We start from the raw sequence: 21,052 nt of genomic DNA, 5'->3' as shown, positions 1-21,052 counted from the left end.
CGCCGTCCTGCTGTCGTGAAAACACTCCCGTCAGCAGCGCGGCGACCGCGCGCAGCCGCGATCTTGTCAATAACTATGTGAAATATTCTCGCCGCTTGGGGCCAAGATCCTTAAGTTTGGTGGAATGGCGTCGGCTCCAGGTTCGAGCTGATTGCTGAACATCACTTGAATCTCGGCCGCCTTGGTATGGAGCTGTTCGCTCATGTCCTTGAGCCGGTATGGTCGCGTCAACTTATTCGATAGATGCGTGATTTTCCTCCACCGACGCGATCAGGTGTTTCAATACGCGCATGTGTTCATCGAGCGACTGAATATCAAAGCCGGCGCCAATCAAATTCGCCCACCGTGTTTGCCTGTCGGACAAGTTGGCGATAGCCGCGCGTCCGCTGGGCGTGGGTGTCGCCAGGCGCGCAGTTTTATGGGCCGGGTTATCGTTCATCGTCAGCAATCCCTCCGCGACCAGCGCGTCGCTGAGGCGCTGCACGCTTTGTCGCGCCAGCCCCATGTTGCGGGCGATATCCGCGACGGTGCGAGGTTCGCTGAGGACGGCGCCGAGCACCCGCCAACGCGCCGCCGTCAGGCCCGCCGGCGCGGCGATTTTGTCGGCTGCGTCCATTAATGCGCCGTCGAGCCGAAAAGCAAGTAACACGATCTCGGTCAGCGCCGCGCCAGCGGGTGTTTTTTTGATCCTTGGTGATCGTGTAGTCATAAGAGCGTTAGCCTTGCGGATCAAGTTCGTTGATGAATTGTTCCATTGCCAGGGCGGTGGCCTCCGGCTGATCCATTTGCAGCCAGTGCCCCGATCCGTGAATCACGCGAAACGCCGCTTCGGGCTTGAGCCATCGCAGCGATGACGGCGTATCGCCAGCTTCGCTGGAAAGTATCAACATCGGCTTCGTATAGCTCGCCAGGTCCGTTTCGGGATTCCAGGCCAGCATTGCCGCGGTCATGGCAATGAAAGTCTGCATCTCGATGCTTTCCGAGCTGGCGAGGACCAGCGCGACAGTATCAGCGTTGTCGCCGGCAATCGAGTTCAGATAGTCACGCAGGTAAGCGCGGTTGTCCGAGCCCTTTAGCGCAGCATCTATCTGCGTCTGGATGGGTTGCGGAATCGCTCGCGGGTCGGATGGCGGATCAAGCAAGATCAGTCCAGCGACCTTGTCTGAATTGGCCGCCGCGTAGCGCAGTGCCGTGGCGCTGCCCGCGCTGTGCGCGACCAGGATGAACTGTTGAAGATCCATGGCGTCTGCTACGGCGCAGATGTCCTCGGCCCGTCCTGTATAGCTGTAGTCACCATTCGCCGGGGCATCACTGGCGCCATGACCGCGGGCGTCGAACGCCACGACTTGGCGCCGCGAACGGAAGCGCTCAGACAATTCGCGCCACTGACTGGCTTGGCCGGGATCGGCGTGTACGAACAGAATCGGTATCTGGCCGCAGCGATCCGCCGACGCGGTCATTGATATTGCGCATTGTGGTCCTTTGATGCGACGTTCAATCATTTGAGTTGCCGCCTCCGCTTTGTCGCGTTCGCGTTGGGTCGGATAAAGCGGGCTTGCAGGGCGATCCTTTGAAGTCATAGTAGATCCCAATTTGACAGTGTACTGTCATTCTCAATTAATGACAGTGTACTGTCAACTTCATCATCCTTCCTATTTCAAACTGTATTGCACCGCTCACGCCGAAGCACAGAAAGTGGTCTTCGATTCCGCGCCGACGTATGTCGTCGCGGCCTCAGCCTGTGGCGATTTCACTTCTGGCGTTGGGAGACGAACCCGACCCATGGGGCTCTACGGATATGCCCGCGTTTCCTGCAGCGACCAGGATTTCGCCCTGCAGGAGCAGGCGCTGCGCGCCGCCGGCTGCGACGTGGTCCGGGCCGAGAAGGCGAGCGGCACCAGCCGCGCCGGACGCACCGAGCGGGAGACGCTGCTCGATTTCCTGCGGCGGGGTGACACGCTGGTCGTGACGAGGATCGACCGCCTGGCGCGCAGCATCAAGGATTTGCAGGACATCGTCACACGCTGAAGGAGCGCGGCGTCACCCTCAAGGCGACCGAGCAAGCCATCGACACCCGCAGCGCCGCCGGCAAGGCGTTCCTGGACATGCTGGGCGTGTTCGCGGAGTTCGAAACCAACCTCCGGCGCAAGCGCCAGCTCGAGGGCATCGCCGCCGCCAAGGCGCGCGGCGCCTACCGTGGGCGCAAGCCGTCGGTCGATCCCGTCGAGGTCCAGCGCCTGCGCGTCGAGGCGAAGCTTGGCGCGACGGAGATCGCGCGACGGCTCGGCGTCGGCCGCGCCTCGGTGTACCGCGCGCTGGCCCGCCTTGAGCGGCCGGCGTAAGGCGATTCCCGTCGACTCGCTGCTGCAGCGACGGCAGTGGCTGGATCGCTTGCCGCGCAAGAGTCCGGAACGGGCAGCCCAGATCGCCGCAGCGGCCGGCTTGTACGGCGCGCGACGACCGTCTATCGGGCGCTGCAAGCGGTTCAGAAGCCGAACGCTGTGCACCGCTCCGACCACCGCAATCCGCCACTGTTGCCGCAAATGGAGCTGGAGCGCTATTGCGAGCTGATCGCGGCGCTGAAACTGCGCACCACCAACAAGGCCGGGCGCCACCTTTTCACCGGGCGGGCCATCGAGCCGATGGAGGACTACGGCGTGGAAACGATACAGGGCTTGGTCAAGGCGCCCAAGGGCCTGCTGCGGCGTCCGACCGTCAATCGCCACCTTTCCCGTTGCGGCTCGATCAACCCCACTTGTTGCGCGAACCGCCAGCGCTGCGTTTTCAGGCAGAGCACAGCAACGACTGCTGGCAATTCGACATGGCGCCGTCCGACCTTAAACACATCGACAAGCCCGATTGGATCGACCCTTTGAAGGGCGTGCCGACCTTGATGCTGTTCAGCGTGGTGGACGACCGCAGCGGCGTCGGCTACCAGGAGTACCAGTCAAGAGCAGGGCCTTCCAAAACGTCATGCTGGCCCTCGATATCGCGTGGCTCACGCACATCCCGGCCGGCATGCAGATCCCCAAGCAGGGCGAGCGGCGCGACCGCGAGCTGCAGCCGACGCTGGCGCGCCACGGCTACCGGCTCAAGGACATGACCGAGCAGTTCGACGCCTGGATCTGTCCCGACGTGTACCTAATAAATCGAATCCGTCGCATGCTCGGCAACGTTCTCGACGAGGTCGGCTTCAGCCCTAAAGACCGAGTTCGATTGACGATTGAGGATGATTTGATAACGCTCACCCACGAGCGCTCAGGGCTACCCGCTTCGTCCGGGAGCCGCAGCGCCCAGAACTGAAAAAGGTGCGTGCCCTGCATGAGATGCCACCACCGGGCGCGCTGGAGGAATTCGTCCAGTTGGCCAGATATTGACTGGAGGACGAGTACAGCCCGCATTTGCAGTTAGCGTGAGCCGGCGGCAATGCGAGCCTGCGCCGTCGATTGCAAGCTCATTTGCAGATAGTGTGAGCACGGACCTACCGTCATTTGCAGATAATTCGAGCCGAAATCGGCGTCAAATGCGAGCACGGTCGGTTTCAAACGCGAGCCGCTACAGATAAACATCGGCATTATGCAAACGCAAACCTTCGGCTTTACCAAAAATTGGTAAATGCCAGGCAATGCGAATCGAGACGCACTGCGGTTCCCAATCAGGTACTCTTGAGGTATGGTTTCTCTTGAAAGGAAAAAATGGGCGCTAGCGTAGACTGGATTGTTGATTTGGATGCCACCTTGGACCAGGCGCAGGCATTGGCCGAGCGCGTCAAGGAATGGCTGATCGCCCGGGAGGTCATCTCGACAACGCTATGTCCCCAGCAGGCGTACAGTGGCGCCGACCTGATGGCGCGAGGGGCGTCGGCAGCGCAATGGGACGCCTGCCCTCTGACGCCACCGTTCTTAATGAGTGGACTTGAGGTCGCGATCGAACGGACGGTGTACCACACGGGCGACAACGGCATTGCCGCGATCCGCTGCCCCGGCTGCGCAGCCGCATATGACCCGGACGACCTGCCTTGGAGCGATGCCGTAGGGGCGTGGTTTTCGGACGAGGCCGAGTGCTCTATGGCCTGCCCGGCTTGCCACACCAGCCGAAGCATCGTGGATTGGACGTTCGACATGCCGTGGGGTTTTGGGAATCTCGCGTTCGGGTTCTGGAACTGGCCGATCAGCGAGCAGTTGGTGAACGAGCTATCTGTCTTGACCGGGCATCGCTGTCGTCTGGTCCATGAGCATATTTGACCCAATCGCTGATGACTGCGGCTAGAACTAACTGCGGCCCTTGGCGGCTTCAGCGTTGAATTCATCAAAACCAACTGCGTAACCCCGGGGTCGGACCTTAAGGCCCGACCCCGGCTCTCTGTCTTGGGTTGATTTTCAGCGTTGCCGGCCCGCCAATTTAACGGCATTACTTCGGTCCGTTTTCGCGTATCAAGCCGCCTTGCGCAGGCGCCCCGCCATCAACGTCAAGCCCTGCTGCATCGCCGGGAACAGGCTGAGCTTGAAGTTGTTCCAGCGCAGTTCCAATATCGTATCCTCCGGGTCGATCTCGGTCTTCAGCACGTCGACGATCACCTCGCCCGAGTCGATGCCGTTGTCGACATAATGGAAGGACGCGCCGGTCATCAACACCGGCGGCACCGCCACCGTTTCCATCGTGCTCCAATCGCGCACCTGCTGGCCGCGCGCGCCGTACAGCGCGTTGAGCGTGGCCCAGGCGCCGCGCCGCTCGTATGGCGACTCCAGCCGCGTAATGCCCGGATGGATGTTGACGATGCGCCTATGGTAGGGGCAGCCCGGGCGCACCAGCTCGTCGAGGATGATCAGCAGGCCGTCCAGCAGCACCAGGTCGGCGCCGAGTTCGTTCAGTTTGGCCAGCAGGTTCGCCTCGAACACGCGCTTGCCGGCGACGTGCTCCGGCGTGCCCCTGGCGTGGCGCCGATAGGTCGACGGAATCGCCTGCATCAGCGTGTCGAGGTCGCGGCCCTGCACCTGCAAGCCGGCAGGGCACAGCCACTTCTTGCCGGGCTCGCAGCGGAAGCCGTACTCGGCCAGCCTTTCGCGGTCGCGCGGCGAACCCTCGTCGTCGTCGTAGATGACGGCCTCCAGCGTATAGGACTGGCCCAGGCTGGTTTCATTGAGTTCCTCGACCAGATATTCGAGCGGCGATTTCATGTAGCGCCGTTCCTCCTTATACTCAATGTATTGCCCCGCCTGGTCGGCGGCGGCGTTCCTCAATGAGCAGATATAGACGATTTTTGCCTTCGACATAGATTTTGTACGATCAGAAAATGGTTGTTCGGGCCGGCCGGGTGCTATCCACCCGCAGGCAATGCGCGTGTCCGGCCGCCAGCCGGACTTATACCTCTAGACGAGCGAGGGGCCAAAATAGTTAGCTAAACAAACGCCGCGACGGTTCGTCAAGCAAGCACCGTCACCACTTATCGTTCGCCATGCCGCTCAATCCCGACCTCGAGTCCTTCCTGGAGCTGGTGCAACTCGGCGACAGCCAGCCCATGCACCTGCAAACCCCAACCGCGGCGCGCGCCAGCTACGACGCCGCCACGCCCATGCTCGACGCCCCCGGCGCCGCGTCGGTCGCGGCGCTCGACCTGGCGCTGGCCTGCGCCGACGGCCGCGGCATCGGCGCGCGCCTGTATTCGCCTTCCGACACGGCCGCCGCCCTGCCCTGCCTGCTGTTCTTCCACGGCGGCGGCTTTTGCATCGGCGGCCTGGAGTCGCACGACGCGCTGTGCCGCGACCTGGCCGAGCGCACGCCGTGCAAGGTGCTGGCGGTCGACTATCGCCTCGCGCCGGAGCACAAATTTCCCGCCGCCTTCGACGACGCCGTCGACGCCTGGAGCTGGCTGGAGCGGCACGCGGCGGCCCACGGCATCGACGCCGCCCGCTTGGCGGTCGGCGGCGACAGCGCCGGCGGCACCCTGGCCACGACCCTGTGCATCGCCCTGAAACGGGCCGGGCGGGCGCAGCCGGCGCTACAACTGTTGCTGTATCCCTGCACCAGCAGCAAGCAGGACAGCGCTTCGCACCAGCGCCACGGCACCGGCTATCTGCTGGAGGCCGACACGCTGCAATGGATGTTTGCCCACTATCTGAACCACGAAGGCGAGCGCGGCGACTGGCGCTTCGCGCCGCTGGCCGCCGTCGACGTGGCGGGGCTGGCCCCGGCGCACATCGCGCTGGCGGAATACGACCCGCTGCTCGACGAAGGCGTCGCCTACGCCGCCAAGCTGCACGACGCCGGCGTGCCGGCGACGCTGGAAATCTACGCCGGCATGGTGCACGACTTTGCCCGGCTGGGTAACATCGTCGACGCCGCCGACACCTTGCGCGACGACCTGGCGCGGACGCTGGCCGCCGCCTTCGCCGGCGCGCGCCTGCCTCTTTGAGCGAAGAACCGATGACCGACAGCAGAACCACAGCGAATCTGGACGAAGGCGATCTCTTAACCCCGCATAACGCGCAGGAGCGGCACTTGTGGTTGCCGCAGGCGCAGCCAACGGTGGCGCCGGCCTACCAGCTCAGCGCCGGCCGGCGCCACCCGCTGCGCCCGCCGCAGCCGGTGGGCGACGTGTATCGCCGCTATATTCCATGGCTGGAGCGGACGTTGAGTTTCCGGGTCGCCGACAGCGACGCCGATCTGCCGCATTTCCACCGTTGGATGAACGATCCGCATGTGGCCGAGTTCTGGGAGGAGCAAGGCGACTTGGCGCGGCACCGCGCCTATTTGGAGCGGCTGGCGGGCGACCCGCACAGCATTCCACTGATCGCTTGCCTGGACGACGTGCCCTTCGGCTATTTCGAGGTGTACTGGGCCAGCGAGGACCGGATCGCGCCGTTTTGCGAGCCGGATGAATTCGAGCGGGGCTGGCATGTGCTGATCGGCGAAGCCGGGTGCCGGGGCCAAGCCTTCGTATCGGCCTGGCTGCCGTCGATTGCCCACTATCTGTTTTTGGACGACAACCGCACCGGCAGGCTGGTGATCGAGCCGCGCGCCGACAACCAGCGCATGCGCCGCAATCTGACGCGCTCGGGATACGATTTGTTGGGCGAGTTCGATTTTCCGCATAAGCGCGCCGTGCTTGGCGTGCTGCCGCGCGAGCGCTTTTTTGAGCGCCAGCTGTGGGCGCCGCAGGGCGTTTTTTCGTAGGTCGGGTGAGCCCATGGGGCGTAACCCGACAACGTTAGCTTGGAGCAGCGCGGACGACTAGAAACAGCCGGGCTCAGACCAGAAGGCCTGACCCCGGTTCTACGCTAGCGCTCTAGCTCTGCGTGACCCCCTCTCCCAACTTGGCCGCCTGCTCCAGCCAGCGCTCGTCGCGCGTAATGGTGTAGTGGTCCGCCTCGATTTCCGCGGCGATGCCGGCCACGCCGGTCTGGCGCAGCAGTTCGGCCTTGTGCGCCTCGTCCCTGCCGGCGGCCCACCAGTAATGCACCTGGCAAGCCAGTACCGGCAGCGGCCCGGCTTCGATCGACAGCGCTTTCAAATGCCGCGCCACCTCGAAGCCGCGCAGCAGTTCCGCCGCGCCCATGGCGCCGTACGCCGAGTCGGCGCCGGCCAGCGCCAGCGCCAGGCGCGCTTCCAGCGCCAACCCCACCGTCTCCGGCAAGCCGTCCAGCGCCACGCCAGGCAGCACCTGCGACAGGAAGTCGGCGAAGTCGCGCTGCCACGGCGGCATGACGCGCTGTTCGGTGCCCGGAATATACGAATCGACCAGGCCGACGAAGCTGACCGCCTGGCCCGCCCGCTCCAGCAGCGCCGCCACCATCGCCGCCAGCGTGCCGCCCAGCGACCATCCCATCAGCCGGTACGGCCCCTGCGCCTGGGTTTGCCGGATCATGCGGGTATAGTCGCGCGCCATCTGCTCCAGCGACGCGTCGACGTGCGCGCTGTCGGCCAGCATGCGGCAGCCGATGCCATATACCGTGGCCACGCCGTCGAGCTTGCGGGCCAGCGGCTGGTAGTCGAAGACGGTGCCGAAGCCGGCGTGCAGGCAGAACAAGGCTTCCTGTCCTTCCCGGTTCAGCGCCGTCACGCCGGATGAAACCCGCTCCAGCTCCAGCCCAAGCAGCTGGGCGATGGTCGGTTTTTGCATCACGTCGCGTAGCTTGAAGTTGAAGCGCGCGTCCTTCAACGTTCGCAGGCGCGATATCAGCTTCAGGCACAGCAGCGAATCGCCGCCCAGTTCGAAGAAGTTATCCGTCTCGCCCACGCGTTCCACGCCCAGCACTTCCTGCCACAGGTCGGCCATGCGGCGCGCCTGCGGCGTCGACGGGGCGCGGTACTGGCGCGCCGCCTCGGCCTGGATAGGCGGCAGCGCGTTCCGGTCGAGCTTGCCGGTCGGCAGCCGCGGCAGCGCCGCCAGCACCGCGTACGCCGATGGATGCATGAAGTCGGGCAGCGTGCCGGCCAGCGCCATGCGCGCCATCTGCATCACCTCTTGCGGGGCGGCCTCGCTGACCAGGTAGGCGTGCAGTTGCGCGCCGCCCTCGCCGGCGGCGGCCACCACGGCCACGTCGGCGACGCCGGCCACCTTGCGCAGTTGCGCTTCGATTTCGCCCAGCTCGATGCGGAAGCCGCGGATCTTGACCTGGTGGTCGGCGCGGCCGATGTATTCGGCGTTGCCGTCGTCCAGCCAGCGCACCAGGTCGCCGCTGCGGTACAGCCGCGCGCCGTTGTCGCTGAACGGGTCGGCGACGAAGCGCTCGGCCGTCAGGTCGCTGCGCCCGACATAGCCGCGCGCCAGGCCATAGCCGCCGATATACAACTCGCCCACCACGCCGTGCGGCACCAGTTGCATGTCGGTGTCGAGCACGTACACGCTGCGCTCGCCCACCGGACGGCCGATCGGCGCGTAGGCGCAGTCGAAGCTGTCGTCGCCGCTGGCCTGCCAGATCAGCGGCGTGACCACGGTTTCGGTCGGGCCGTAGCCGTTGATCAGGCGCCGCGGGCGCAAGTGGCGGCGCACTTGTTCAAAGCCGGCCTTGGGCATGGCTTCGCCGCCGAACACGTACAGTTCGACCGGCGGCGGATCGCCCGCCGCGCCGGCCCAGTCGGCCAGCTGGTTCAGGTAGGCCGGCGGGAAGGCCGCCGTCGAAACGCCGTAACGGTGCAGCGCGTCGCTGGTTTGCTCGGCGGTCCAGATTTCGGGGTCGCGGATGGCCAACGTCGCGCCGGCGGTCAGGGCGCTGATCCAGCGTTCGTGCGCCCCGTCGAACGAGAACGACATGAACAGCAGCTCGCAGGACTCCGGCCCCATGGCGTAGATCTCGTTGGTGGCGGCGCAGTGCATCGCCAACGGGCCGTGCGCCACCGCCACGCCTTTCGGCTGCCCGGTCGAACCGGAGGTGTAGATCGCGTAGGCCAGATGGTGCTCGCTGAGCGCGACGGCAGGATTGTCGCGGCCGCGGCCGGCCAGTTGCAATTGTTCCAGCCACACCGTCGGACATGGCAGCGTTTCTTGGTAGTCGGCGCTGCTGATCAGCAGCGCCGGCGCGCAATCGGCAATGATGTAGCGCAGCCGTTCCAGCGGATAGTCGGCGTCCAGCGGCACGTAGCTGGCGCCGGCCTTGAGCACCGCCAGCAGCGCGACGATCATGTCCATCGAACGCGGCAGCAGCACGGCCACCCTGGCTTCCGGCGCCAGACCCTGGGCCAGCAGCCAATGCGCCAGCTGGTTGGCGAGCGCGTTCAGCGCGCCGAAACTCAGCGTCTCGTCGCCGATGCGCAGCGCAAGCGCGTCGGGCCGGTGCAGCGCCTGTTGTTCGATCTGCCGGTGCACCCAGTCGGGCCGGCGGGCGAAGTCGGTGCGGCCAAGGGCCAGCACCGGCGCCGCCGCCAGCGCGCCCAAGCGTGGCAACTCGCCCATCGGCAGTTCCGGCGCGGCGATCATGGCGCGCAGCAGTTCGTCCATTTCGGCGCGCAGCGCCAGCACCTCGGCTTCGCTGAAGCTGGCGCGGGCATAGCAATACTCGATTTCCAGCGCGCCTTCGACCGTGACCTGCAAGTCCATCGCATAGCCGGTCAGGCCCTCGCCGCCGACGTCGCCGAAACGCAGGCCGTGCGCCAACGGTTCGCTCAGCGCCTTGTGCACCGGGTAGTTTTCAAACACGATGATGCTGTCGAACAGGGCCTGGCCGCCGGCGCCGCCCCAACGCTGGATCTGCGCCAGGGAAGTGTGCTCGTGCTCGCGCGCCTCCAGGTTGACGCCCTGCAGTTGGCGCAGGAAGGCGCCGACCGGCATCTGCGGCTGGCGCGACACCAGCACCGGGATGGTGTTGATGAACAGGCCGAGCATATCCTCGGCGCCGCCCAGTTCGGCCGGCCGGCCCGCCACCGTCGCGCCGAAGCACACGGCGTCCTTGCCCAGATGCCGTTGCAACAGCGTCGCCCACGCCGCCTGCACCACGGTGTTGGCCGTGACGCGCTGCGCCTTGGCGCAATCGAACAGGGCGCGGGTTTGCGCCGCGTCCCAGCTCAAGTAAATTTTGTCGTATCCGGTTTCGTCGCGGCGCCGTCCGGCCAGCAGGCTCGGGCCGTCCAGGCGCTGCAACTGGCCGCGCCAGTACTGTTCGGCCGGGGCGCTCGCTTGCCGGCGCAACCAGCGGATGTAGTCGCCGTAGTGCGCCCGCACCGGCGCCAGCGCCTGGCCCGAGTAGTCTTGCAGCCACTCGCCCAGCAGACGCGACTGGCTCCAACCGTCGAGCAGGATATGGTGCATGGTCAGCAGCAGCTGGTACTCGTCCTCGCCGACGCGCACCAGGAACAGGCGCGCCAGTTGCGGGCGCGCGAAGTCCACTTCGCGCAGCAGCTCGGCCGAGGTCAGTTCGGCCAGGCGCCCGGCAATGTCGGCGTCGCCGTGCCAGTCCAGCGTGTCGACGAAGGCGTCGGCCTCGCGCCACACCAGTTGCAAGGCGACGTCGACGCCGGCCTGCCATGCGAAGCCGGTACGCAAAATGGCGTGGCGGCGCACCATGGCGTGCCAGGACACGGCCAGGCGCTGCGCGTCGAGTCCGCCGACGGCGACGCGCAACTGGTTCATGTACAAACCGCTGCCCGGCGCTTCCAGCGACATGAACAGCATGCCCTCTTGCAGCGGTGACAGCGGATACACGTCCTCCAGTTGCGCGCCGTCGAACGGCAGCGCGGCAAGCGCCGCCTCGGACAGGAAATCAGCCAGCGCGCCGCGCTCGCGCTGCGCCGGCGCCTGGGCCGGCGCGGCCAGCGGCTCCAGCACGGCGGCCGCCTCGGCAATGGTCGGGCGCTCGAACATCAGCTTGGGATTCAGGTTCCAGCCGGCGCGCCGCACCCGCGCGACGATTTGCAGGCTCAGGATGGAGTCGCCGCCCAGTTCAAAGAAGTTATCGTCGCGGCCCACCTGCTGCTGGCCCAATACGTCGCGCCAGACCAGCGCCAGCGTTTCTTCCAGCTCGCCCTGCGGCGCCGTGTAGACGCCGCCGACCAGTTCCGGTTCCGGCAGCGCCTTGCGGTCGACTTTGCCGTTGGCGTTCAGCGGCAGCCGCTCCAGCACGACGATGGCGCTTGGCACCATGTGCTCGGGCAGCGTGCGGCGCAGGCGTTCGCGCAGCACGGCGGCGTCGGCCAGCGTGCCGGTCTGTTGCGACAGGTAGGCCACCAGCAGCGCGCCGCCCGGCCCTTGTTTGGCCACGACCACCACGTCGCGCACCTCCGGCTGCGCCAGCAATTGCGCCTCGACCTCGCCCAGTTCGATGCGGAAGCCGCGGATTTTCACCTGGTGGTCAATGCGGCCCAGGTATTCCAGTTGCCCCTCGTCGTTCCAGCGAACCAGGTCGCCGGTGCGGTACAGGCGCCCGCCGGCCGGGTCGAACGGGTCGGCCACGAAACGCTCGGAGGTCAGGTCGGGACGGTCCAGATAGCCGCGGCCCAGATTCACGCCGCCCAGATACAGCTCGCCCGCCACGCCGGCCGGGGCCAGGTTCAGGTCGGCGTCCAGTACATAGGTGAGCGTCGCGCTGATCGGACGCCCGATCGGCACCTGGTTCAGGCCGTCGTCGCGGCAAGCCCAGTGCGTGACGTGGATCGCCGCCTCGGTCGGGCCGTACAGATTGTGCAGGCCGGCGTGGCGCAGGCGCGCAAAGGTTTCCCGCTGCGTCTCGGCGGGCATCGCCTCGCCGCCGCAGATGATGTTCCTCAGCCGCGTGCTCGCCTCGATGCCGTCGTGCGCCAGGAACGCTTGCAGCATCGCCGGCACGAAGTTGACCGTGGTGACTTGGTGTTGCTGGATCAGCGCCACCAGTCGGGCCGGGTCGCGCTGGTCGCCCGGCAGCGCCAGCGCCAGGCGCGCCCCCGCCGTCAGCGGCCAAAACAACTCCCACACCGAGACGTCGAAACCGAACGGCGCCTTGTGCAGCACCGTGTCGGCCGGCGTCAAATGGTAGGTCTCCTGCATCCACGCCATGCAGCTGAACAGTGAGCGGTGGCGGTTGGCCGCGCCCTTCGGCATACCGGTCGAGCCGGACGTGTAAATCACGTAAGCCAGGTTTTCGCCGTGCAGCGGCACCGCCGGATTGGCGGCGCTTTCGCCGGACAGGTCGAGCTGGTCGAGCAGCAGCAGGCGGCCGTTGGCCGGGTGCGGCACGCTGTCGGCCAGCGCGGCGTGCGTCAGCAGCAGGACGATGCCGCTGTCCTCGACCATGTAGCGCAGGCGGTCGCCCGGGTAGTCCGGGTCCAGCGGCACATAGGCGGCGCCGGCCTTGAGGATGCCCAGCAGGCCAACCACCATGTCGATTGAACGCTCGACGGCGATGCCAACCCGGGTCTCCGGTTTGACGTCCATGGCGATCAGGCGGTGCGCCAGCCGGTTGGCGCGCGCGTTCAATTCCGCGTAAGTCAGCGTGTCATCGCCAAACAGCAGCGCCGGCGCCCGCGGATGCAGCGCCGCCTGGCGTTCGAATACCTCGTGCACCGGCGCCACGCCGGCGTGGTGGCGTTGGTTCACGCCCCACGTGCCGAGCTGGGCCAATTCCGCCGCGCTCATCACGTCGAGTTCGCGCATCAGCGTCGCCGGCCGGTCGGCCAAGGCCGCCAGCAGCCCGGCCATCGCCTCGTGCAGCAAGCCGCACAGGCGCTGCGCGCCTATCGACGGCTTCACTTGGGCGACCAGCGCGAAGCCCTCGCCCAGATCGTCGACCGAGATCGACAGCGGATAATTGCTGCGCTCCTCGCCGCCCAGCAGTTCCACGCCTTCCCACACATTGCCGGCGCCGGCCTGGCCCTCCCCGGCGCCGTAGCGGTAGTTCAGCAGGGACGAGAATAGCGGCGTGCCGCCCGGCAGCGCGCTGCAGCGCTGCGCCAGCGACAGGCTGGCGTGCTCGTGGTGCAGCAGGCCGGTCAGCGCGGCCTGGGTCTGGCGCAGGCACTCCAGCGCGTTTTGCCCGCCCAGGCGGATGCGCAGAGGCAGCGTATTGATGAACAGGCCCAGCGCGCGGCCGGCGTCTTCGCCGCCCTGCATGCGGCCGAACAGCACGGTGCCGAAGACCACGTCGTCCTTGCCGCAGATGCGCGCCAACACCAGCGCCCAGGCTTGGTGGAACAGCGTGGCCGCGCTGACGCCGTGGCGTTGCGCCTGGCGCCGCACCCGCGCCGACAAGGCCGGCGCCATGGGCAAGCGCGCCTGTTCGATTTCGCTGCCGTCGCCCTGCACGTCGATCAGGTTGAACGGCGCCGTCGGCTCGTCGACGTCGCCCAGCATCTGGCGGAAGAAGGTTTCGTGCTCGACCTGGCTGACGCCCAGGCGGGCCTGCGCGACGAAGCGCCGGAACGGCACCGCCGGCAGCAGCGCGGCGCCTTGCTGGATCAAGCCGATTTCCTCGACCAGCAAGTCGAGCGTGGTGTGGTCGACCACCAGATGGTGGCTCGGCAGTTGCAGCAAAAAGCGGCCGCTGTCGCGGTCGCGCGCGGCCAGCGCCCGGATCATCGGCGCCCGCCGCACGTCGATGCGGTACTGGCCGGGATGCACCGCCGCGGTCAGCGTCGCCGCGGCGCCGCCGTCGTCCGCTTCCAGCCATTGCAGCGCCAGGCTGGCCTCGCGCCACACCACTTGCAGCGGTTCCTTCAAGTCTTCCCACAGCACGGCCGTGCGCAGGATGTCGTGGCGCGCAATCACCTGGTTCAGGCTGGCGACAAAGCGCTGCAGGCGTTCCTCGCTGTCAAAGCTGAGCAGCTGCGGCGTGACGTAGGCGTCGCCCTCGGTCTGCAACACGTGGTGGAACAGGATACCTTCCTGCAGCGGCGCCAAGGGGTAGATGTCCTGGATATTCGCCGCGCCTCCCGGCACGGCCGCCTCGATGGTGGCGATCTGCGCGGCGTCGAGGTCGACCAACGTCAGCATGGCGGGATCAATTGCGGTGCAGCCGGCCGGAATGCCGTTCGGCGGCACCACCACCGCCGCCCTGCCCCGTTCCTGCGTTGACGCCCGCGCGAAGTCGCCCAGGCGCGGATGTTGGAACAGGCTGCGCACCTGCGCCGGCAAGCCCTGGGCGCGCATGCGTTCCAGCAGCCGCAGCGCCAGCAGCGAATGCCCGCCCAGTTCGAAGAAATTGTCGTTGCGGCCGACCCGCGGCACGCCCAGCAGTTCGCTCCACAGCGCGGCCAGCGCCAGCTCCAACGCGCCCCGCGGCGCCTCGTAAGCCTGGCCGGGCGTGAAATCCGGCTCGGGCAGCGCTTTGCGGTCGACTTTGCCGTTGGCGTTCAGCGGCAGGCTCTCCAGCACCACGATGGCACTCGGCACCATATATTCCGGCAGCGCCAAGCCGAGGCGCTCGCGCAGGCTGGCCGCCCCGCATCGCTGGCCGGCCTGCGCCGACACGTAGGCGACCAGACGCGCGCCGGCGGCGCCGTCCTTGGCCACCACTACCGCTTCGCGCACCTCGGCTTGCGCCAGCAGTTGCGCCTCGATCTCGCCGAGTTCAATGCGCAGGCCGCGGATTTTCACCTGGTGGTCGATGCGGCCCAGGTATTCCAGCTGGCCTTCGCTATTCCAGCGCACCAGATCGCCGGTGCGATACAACCGGCCCCCTTGCGGGTCGAACGGGTCGGCCACGAAACGCTCGGCGGTCAGGCCGGCGCGCTCCAGGTAGCCGCGCGCCAGACCGATACCGCCCAGATACAGCTCGCCCGCCACGCCGGCCGGCGCCAGCGCCAGTTCTCCGTCCAGCACATAGGTCTTGGTCTGGCTGATCGGCTGGCCAATCGGCACCTGGCCGCGGCCGTCGTCGCGGCAGGTCCAGTGGGTGACGTCGATTGCCGCTTCGGTCGGGCCGTACAGATTGTAGAGCGCCGCCTTCGGCAGGCGCTTGAACACCTCGTTTTGCGCCTCGGCCGGCAAGGCCTCGCCACTGCAGACGATGCGTTCCAGGCTCACGCACGCTTCCACGCCCTGGTGCGCCAGGAACGCTTGCAGCATCGACGGTACGAAATGCAGCGTGCTGACGCGGTGGCGGACGATCAGCTCGACCAGGCGCGCCGGATCGCGGTGCTCGCCCGGGCCGGCGATGGCGAGACGGGCGCCGACCATCAGCGGCCAGAAGAACTCCCACACCGAGACGTCAAAACTGAACGGGGTTTTTTGCAGCACCGTCTCGGCCGGCGTCAGCTGGTAGGCCTGCTGCATCCACGCCAGGCGGTTGTACAGCGAGCGATGGCGGTTGGCCGCGCCTTTCGGCTTGCCGGTCGAGCCGGACGTGTAGATCACATAGACCAGGTTCTCGCCATGCAGCGCCGGGTGCGGATTGTGCGCCGGTTCGGCGCCGACGTCGAGCGTGTCCAGCGCCAGTATGTTCAATTGGGCGCTGTCGGCGAAGCGCGCTTGCATATCGCCGTGCGTCAGCAGCAGGCGAATGCCGCTGTCCTTGAGCATGTAGCGCAGCCGCTCGGCCGGATAGTCCGGGTCCAGCGGCACATAGGCGCCGCCCGCTTTCAGGATGGCCAGCAGACCGACCACCATCTCCAGCGAACGCTCCAGCGCGATGCCAACCTTGGTTTCGGCCTTGACGCCCAGGCCGATCAGGCGGTGCGCCAATTGGTTGGCCCTGGCGTTCAGTTCGGCGTAGCTCAGCGTTATGTCGCCGAACACCAGCGCCGGCGCCCGCGGTTGCCGCGCCGCCTGGCGCTCGAACAGGCGCTGGACCGCTTCCTCGCCCGGGTGCTGCAGCCGGTTGTCGCCCCATTGCTGCAACTGGCGGCGCTGCGCGTCGTCCAGCAATTCGACCTCGCCCAGCAGCTGCTCGGGATGCGCGGCCAATGCCTGCAGCGTGGCGCTGTAGTGCCGCGCCATGCGCGCGATGGTCGCGGTGTCGAACAGCTCTGCGGCATAGCTGAAGGTGGCGTTCACCACGCCGTCGGCGTCTTCGCTAGTGTCCAGCGTCAGCTCGAACTGGGCCTGCTTGTCGGCCAGCGCGTAGTCGTGACGTTCCAGACCCGGCAGCCGCTCCAGCGCGCGGTAGTCGCTGCGCTGGTGGTTGAACATCACCTGGAACAGCGGGTTGCCGTTCAGGCTGCGCTCGGGCTGCAAGGCCTCGACCAGCTGTTCGAACGGCAGATCCTGGTGTTCCTGCGCGCCCAGCGCGGCGTCCCTGGCCTGCGCCAGCGCCTGCGACAGGCTGAGACGCCCTTGCAGTTGGTTGCGCAGCACCTGGGTGTTGACGAAGAAGCCGACCACGCGTTCGCTTTCGACGCGGTGGCGGTTGGCGATCGGCACGCCGACGCGGATATCGGTCTGGCCGCTATAACGGCTCAGCAAAACCTGGAAGCCGGCCAGCAGCGCCATGAACAGCGTCGCGCCCTGCGCCTGCGCGCGCCGCTGCAATCCGTGCGCCAGCTGCGCCGGCAGCGTGATACTGTGGCGCGCCGCGCGGTAGTTGGCGTCGGCGCGGCGCGGATGATCCGCCGGCAGTTGCAAGGCCGTGTGGTCGCTACCCAGTTGCGCGCTCCAATAAGCCAGTTGGCGTTGCCGCTCGCCGGCTTCGAGCCAGCTGCGCTGCCACACGGCGTAGTCGGCGTATTGGATAGCCATGGCCGCCAGCTCGGCGGCCCCGCCCTGCACGCCGGCGCGGTACAGCGCCGCGAACTCGTCGACGATAATTTGCATCGACCAGCCGTCGGAGACGATGTGGTGCATCACCAGCACCAGCACATGCTCGTCGGCCGCCGCGCGGATCAGGCCGACCCGCAGCAAAGGCCCCTGCGTCAGGTCGAACGGCGCCCGGCTGATGCGGGTCGCTTCGCGCAGCACGCGCGCGGCGCGCTCAAACGCGTCCACCGCGCTCAGGTCGATGATGGCGAAGTCCAGCGCGGCCTGCGCCTGGATCACTTGTTCGGCCAGGCCGTCGGCGGTGCCGCGAAACACCGTGCGCAGCGCTTCGTGGCGCGCCACCAGGGCGGCGAAGCTGGCCTTCACGGCGTCCACCGCCAGTTCGCCCTTGAGCGTCAGCGCGCCGGCGATATGGTAGGCGGTGCTGGTTGGATCAAGCTGCCACAGGAACCACTGGCGCGTTTGCGCATACGACAAGGGGCAGGCTTGCGCCAGCGCCGCTTCGCGCTGGAGGATGGGGAACTGGCCGATGCTCATGCCGTCGGCCTTCAGGCGTTGGTACACTGCGCGGCGCTGTTCGGCGGACAGTTGAGCGAATTTCTCCGCAATGCGGCGCGTCGCGTCGTTATTCATTAAACGTTCTCCAAACTATCTATAAAGGAATCAAGGTCAGACAGGGCCTGCTCGGCGGACTTGCCGCCGGCGTCCGCCAGCAGCAACGCCATGGCGCCTAGCGTGGGATGTTGAAATACCTGCTGCACCGTCAGTTCGCGCTGGGTGGCGCGCTGCACCCGGGCCGCCATCTGCACCGCCAACAGCGAATGCCCGCCCAACTCGAAGAAATTGTCGTGCCGGCCGATGCGGGGCAGGCCCAGCACCTCGGCCCAGACCTGCGCCAGCGCGGTTTCCGCCTCGCCCCGCGGCGCGGCGTAGGCGGCCGCTTCCTGCCGTTCCGGCGCCGGCAGCGCCTTGCGGTCGATTTTGCCGTTGGCGTTCAGCGGCAGGCGCTCCAGCACCATGAAGGCGTGCGGCACCATGTAATCGGGCAGCGCGCGGCCCAGCCGCTCGCGCAGCGACGCCGGGTCGAACTGGCCGTCTGGCGCGGCGATGGCCAAATAGGCCACCAGACGCGCGCCTTCATTGGCCACGACCACCGCTTCGCGTACTTCCGGCTGCGCCAGCAGTTGCGCCTCGATCTCGCCCAGTTCGATGCGGAAGCCGCGAATTTTCACTTGATGGTCGATGCGGCCCAGGTATTCCAGCTGGCCTTCGGCATTCCAGCGCGCCAGGTCGCCGGTGCGGTACAAGCGGCCGCCCAGCGGGTCGAACGGGTCGGCCACGAAGCGTTCCGACGTCAGCGCGGCGCGGTCCAGATAGCCGCGGCCCAGCCCGACGCCGCCCAGATATAGCTCGCCGGCGACGCCGGCCGGGGCGAAATTGAGTTCGCCGTCGAGCACATAGGTGTGGGTGGCGCTGATGGGACGGCCGATCGGCACCTGGCTGGCGCCGTCGTTGCGGCAGGTCCAGTGCGTGACGTCGATGGCCGCTTCGGTCGGGCCGTACAAGTTGAACAGTTGCGCCCGCGGCAGGCCGGCGAAGACGGCTTTCTGGGCCTCGGCCGGCAGCGCCTCGCCGCTGCAGACGATGCGCTTCACGGTGGTGCAGGCGTCGACGCCCTCGTGCGCCAGGAAGGCTTGCAGCATCGACGGCACGAAGTGCAGCGTCGTCACCTGGTGGCGGCGAATCAGCGCCATCAGGCGCGCCGGTTCGCGGTGCTCGCCCGGGGCCGCGATGGCCAGGCGGGCGCCGACCATCAGCGGCCAGAAAAACTCCCACACCGAGACGTCAAAGCTGAACGGGGTCTTTTGCAGCACCGTGTCGGCCGGCGTCAGTTGGTAGGCCTGCTGCATCCACGCCAGGCGGTTGTGCAGCGCGCCGTGCCGGTTGGCGGCGCCTTTCGGCTTGCCGGTCGAGCCGGACGTATAGATAACGTAGGCCAGGTTTTCGCCATGCAGCGCCGGCGCGGGATTGGCCGCGGACTCGCCGCTCAGGTCCAGCGTGTCCAGCTCAAGCACCCGCGCCGGGTCGACGCCGGCGATCTGCCCGGCCAGCGCGCTATGCGTCAGCAGCGTACCGATACCGCTGTCCTCGACCATGTAGCGCAGCCGCTCAGAAGGATAGTCCGGGTCCAGCGGGACGTAGGCGCCGCCGGCTTTCAGCACCGCCAGCAAGGCGGCCACCATGTCGATCGAACGTTCCAGCGCGATGCCCACGCGCGACTCCGGCCCGACGCCGGCGGCGATCAGGCGGTGCGCCAGGCGGTTGGCGCGGATGTTCAGGTCGTCGTAGCTAAGCTGCTCGTCGCCGCACAACAGCGCCACCGCGCGCGGCGCGGCCAGCACCTGGCGCTCGAACAGGCGGTGCACCGGTTGCATGTCCGGGTGGCGCTGCGGGTTCGCGCCCCAGCCGGCCAGTTGCCGCAATTGCGGCCCGGCCAGCAGGCCGACGTCGCCCAGCGCCTGCTCCGGCTGCTCGGCCAGCGCCTGCAACAGCAACAGGTAATGCGCCGCCATCGTTTCGATGTGGGCCGCGTCGAACAGCTCGGCGGCGTAACTAAAGCTGGCCCGCACCCGGCCGTCGGCCCCCTCGCTGGTGTTCAGCGTCAGTTCGCACTGCACGTCCTGCTCGTCGAAGTCCACGCGTTCGACGCTAACGCCGGGCCATTGCGCCAGCGAGCGGTGGTCCAGGCGCAGGTGGTTGTACATTACCTGGAACAGCGGATTGCCGCTCAGGCTGCGCTCCGGCTGCAAGGCTTCGACCAGTTGTTCGAACGGTAAATCCTGGTGCGCCTGGGCGCCCAGCGCATTGTCGCGGGTCTGCTCGAACAGCTGCGCCAGCGCCATGCGCGCGTCCAGCCGCGCCGGCAGCACCTGCGTGTTGACGAAGAAGCCGATCAGGCCGGTGGTTTCGGCGCGGTTGCGGTTGGCGATGGGGACGCCGACGCGGATATCGCCCTGGCCGCTGTAGCGGAACAGCAGCGCCTGGAAACCGGTCAACAAGGCCATGAACAAGGTGCCGCCTTGGGCCTGGGCCTGCCGTTTGAGGCCGGCCACCAGCTCGGCGGGCAGCGCGACGCTGTGGCGGGCGGCGCCGTAGACACCGTCGGCCTTGCGCGGCCGCGCCGTTTGCAGCGCCAGCACCGGTTGCTGTTGGCCCAATAGCGCGCGCCACCACGCCAGTTGCTGCGCGCCGGCCTCGCCGGCCAGCCAGGTGCGCTGCCACACGGCGTAGTCGCTGTAGTCGATCGGCAGATCGGCCAGTTGCGCTTGCGCGCCCTGCACGCGCGCGGCGTATTGCTGCGCCAGTTCGTCGAGGATCAATTGGGTGGAATAACCGTCCGAGACGATGTGGTGCATGACCAGCAGCAGTTGCTGCTGGTCATGCACCATCTTGAACAACGCCACGCGCAGCAAGGGACCGTGGCCAAGGTCGAAGGGCTGGGCGCAGAGACGGCGGATTTCGGCCCGCGCAAAGGAGGCGCGCGCCGCCGGCTCGAAGGCGCTGAAGTCCAGGCTAGGCAGCTCGATGGCCGCCGCCGGCTGCACCACCTGCCGCACGCCGCCGTCCTCGTCCTGCCGGAAAACGGTGCGCAGCGACGGATGGCGCGCCACCAGCGCCCCGATGCTGGCGCGCAGCGCCGCCACGTCGAGGTGGCCGCTGAATTTCAGGCCGCCGCTCAGGTGGTAGGCCGCGCTGGCCGGGTCGAGGCGCCATAGGAACCACTGGCGCTGCTGGGCGAACGACAGCTCGGCGCTGCCGCCGTCCGGGCGGCGCGGAATGGCGTGGGACGCGTCGGCGGCAGCGACGCCGCCGCGCAGGCGCTGCTGTAACTGGACGCGCTGGGCCGGGCTGAGCCGGGCGCGCAATTCGGACAAATTATTCATATCGGACATGGAA

The 21,052-nt window shown here is 67.3% G+C and carries 11 protein-coding genes and 1 pseudogene; 7 read left to right on the top strand and 5 right to left on the bottom strand.

Features of this window, described 5'->3' with window-relative positions; all coding sequences use genetic code 11:
• Nucleotides 1–232: 232 nt before the first annotated feature.
• Together JANGC3_RS0105785 and JANGC3_RS0105780 are read right to left on the bottom strand one after the other, a co-directional pair.
• The gene (locus JANGC3_RS0105785) at nt 233–709 is read right to left on the bottom strand and encodes a MarR family winged helix-turn-helix transcriptional regulator (protein WP_081611776.1); all 477 of its coding nucleotides are present in this window, start codon (nt 707–709) and stop codon (nt 233–235) included.
• Between the two features lie 7 nt (nt 710–716).
• Nucleotides 717–1,580 carry an alpha/beta fold hydrolase gene (locus JANGC3_RS0105780; protein ID WP_081611775.1) on the bottom strand — a complete coding sequence of 288 codons (864 nt, stop codon included), beginning with the start codon at nt 1,578–1,580 and terminating at the stop codon, nt 717–719.
• Nucleotides 1,581–1,620: 40 nt separating this feature from the next.
• Between JANGC3_RS0105780 and JANGC3_RS34205 the strand changes: the two are divergent.
• From JANGC3_RS34205 to JANGC3_RS30640, 5 genes and pseudogenes are all read left to right on the top strand, one after another.
• Nucleotides 1,621–2,132 (top strand): annotated as a pseudogene (locus JANGC3_RS34205) (recombinase family protein); the annotation flags it as partial.
• A complete protein-coding gene (locus JANGC3_RS33155; RefSeq protein ID WP_198291993.1) occupies nt 2,106–2,342 on the top strand; it encodes a helix-turn-helix domain-containing protein in 237 nt (78 codons plus the stop codon). The pseudogene JANGC3_RS34205 and the gene JANGC3_RS33155, both read left to right, overlap by 27 nt.
• A 159-nt stretch (nt 2,343–2,501) precedes the next feature.
• The gene (locus JANGC3_RS33150) at nt 2,502–2,876 is read left to right on the top strand and encodes a hypothetical protein (RefSeq protein WP_198291992.1); all 375 of its coding nucleotides are present in this window, start codon (nt 2,502–2,504) and stop codon (nt 2,874–2,876) included.
• 97 nt (nt 2,877–2,973) lie between these two features.
• Nucleotides 2,974–3,303, top strand: coding sequence for a hypothetical protein (locus JANGC3_RS33145; protein WP_017875534.1), 330 nt, complete (start codon nt 2,974–2,976; stop codon nt 3,301–3,303).
• A gap of 392 nt (nt 3,304–3,695) precedes the next feature.
• The gene (locus JANGC3_RS30640; RefSeq protein WP_017875533.1) at nt 3,696–4,244 is read left to right on the top strand and encodes a hypothetical protein; all 549 of its coding nucleotides are present in this window, start codon (nt 3,696–3,698) and stop codon (nt 4,242–4,244) included.
• A gap of 189 nt (nt 4,245–4,433) precedes the next feature.
• Here the strand turns inward: JANGC3_RS30640 and JANGC3_RS0105760 are convergent, their stop codons facing one another.
• A complete protein-coding gene (locus JANGC3_RS0105760; protein WP_017875532.1) occupies nt 4,434–5,273 on the bottom strand; it encodes a formyltransferase family protein in 840 nt (279 codons plus the stop codon).
• A 182-nt stretch (nt 5,274–5,455) separates the two neighbouring features.
• Between JANGC3_RS0105760 and JANGC3_RS0105755 the strand changes: the two genes are divergently transcribed.
• Both JANGC3_RS0105755 and JANGC3_RS28490 read left to right on the top strand, forming a co-directional pair.
• Nucleotides 5,456–6,412 (top strand): alpha/beta hydrolase, encoded by a 957-nt coding sequence (locus JANGC3_RS0105755; protein ID WP_017875531.1) that lies wholly within the window; start codon nt 5,456–5,458, stop codon nt 6,410–6,412.
• Between the two features lie 11 nt (nt 6,413–6,423).
• Entirely contained in the window at nt 6,424–7,173 is a 750-nt protein-coding gene (locus JANGC3_RS28490; RefSeq protein ID WP_081611774.1) for a GNAT family N-acetyltransferase, read from the top strand.
• Nucleotides 7,174–7,285: 112 nt separating this feature from the next.
• Here the strand turns inward: JANGC3_RS28490 and JANGC3_RS31285 are convergent, their stop codons facing one another.
• Nucleotides 7,286–17,728, bottom strand: a complete 10,443-nt coding sequence (locus tag JANGC3_RS31285) for a non-ribosomal peptide synthetase (protein ID WP_017875529.1) — start codon at nt 17,726–17,728, stop codon at nt 7,286–7,288.
• A complete protein-coding gene (locus JANGC3_RS0105740) occupies nt 17,728–21,048 on the bottom strand; it encodes a non-ribosomal peptide synthetase (protein WP_026132603.1) in 3,321 nt (1,106 codons plus the stop codon). Before JANGC3_RS0105740 ends, JANGC3_RS31285 begins: the two co-directional genes overlap by 1 nt.
• Nucleotides 21,049–21,052: the final 4 nt, after the last annotated feature.

The sequence above is a fragment of the Janthinobacterium sp. CG3 genome, from assembly GCF_000344615.1.
Lineage (GTDB): Bacteria > Pseudomonadota > Gammaproteobacteria > Burkholderiales > Burkholderiaceae_D > Janthinobacterium.
This window is presented reverse-complemented; position numbering and strand designations above follow the sequence as displayed.

Excerpts from the sequence above, each read along its gene's own strand:
- JANGC3_RS0105785 (WP_081611776.1), bottom strand. The coding sequence starts at position 709 with ATGACTACACGATCACCAAGGATCAAAAAAACACCCGCTGGCGCGGCG.
- JANGC3_RS0105780 (WP_081611775.1), bottom strand. The coding sequence starts at position 1,580 with ATGACTTCAAAGGATCGCCCTGCAAGCCCGCTTTATCCGACCCAACGC.
- JANGC3_RS33155 (WP_198291993.1), top strand. The coding sequence starts at position 2,106 with ATGCTGGGCGTGTTCGCGGAGTTCGAAACCAACCTCCGGCGCAAGCGC.
- JANGC3_RS33145 (WP_017875534.1), top strand. The coding sequence starts at position 2,974 with ATGCTGGCCCTCGATATCGCGTGGCTCACGCACATCCCGGCCGGCATG.
- JANGC3_RS30640 (WP_017875533.1), top strand. The coding sequence starts at position 3,696 with ATGGGCGCTAGCGTAGACTGGATTGTTGATTTGGATGCCACCTTGGAC.
- JANGC3_RS0105760 (WP_017875532.1), bottom strand. The coding sequence starts at position 5,273 with ATGTCGAAGGCAAAAATCGTCTATATCTGCTCATTGAGGAACGCCGCC.
- JANGC3_RS0105755 (WP_017875531.1), top strand. The coding sequence starts at position 5,456 with ATGCCGCTCAATCCCGACCTCGAGTCCTTCCTGGAGCTGGTGCAACTC.
- JANGC3_RS28490 (WP_081611774.1), top strand. The coding sequence starts at position 6,424 with ATGACCGACAGCAGAACCACAGCGAATCTGGACGAAGGCGATCTCTTA.
- JANGC3_RS31285 (WP_017875529.1), bottom strand. The coding sequence starts at position 17,728 with ATGAATAACGACGCGACGCGCCGCATTGCGGAGAAATTCGCTCAACTG.
- JANGC3_RS0105740 (WP_026132603.1), bottom strand. The coding sequence starts at position 21,048 with ATGTCCGATATGAATAATTTGTCCGAATTGCGCGCCCGGCTCAGCCCG.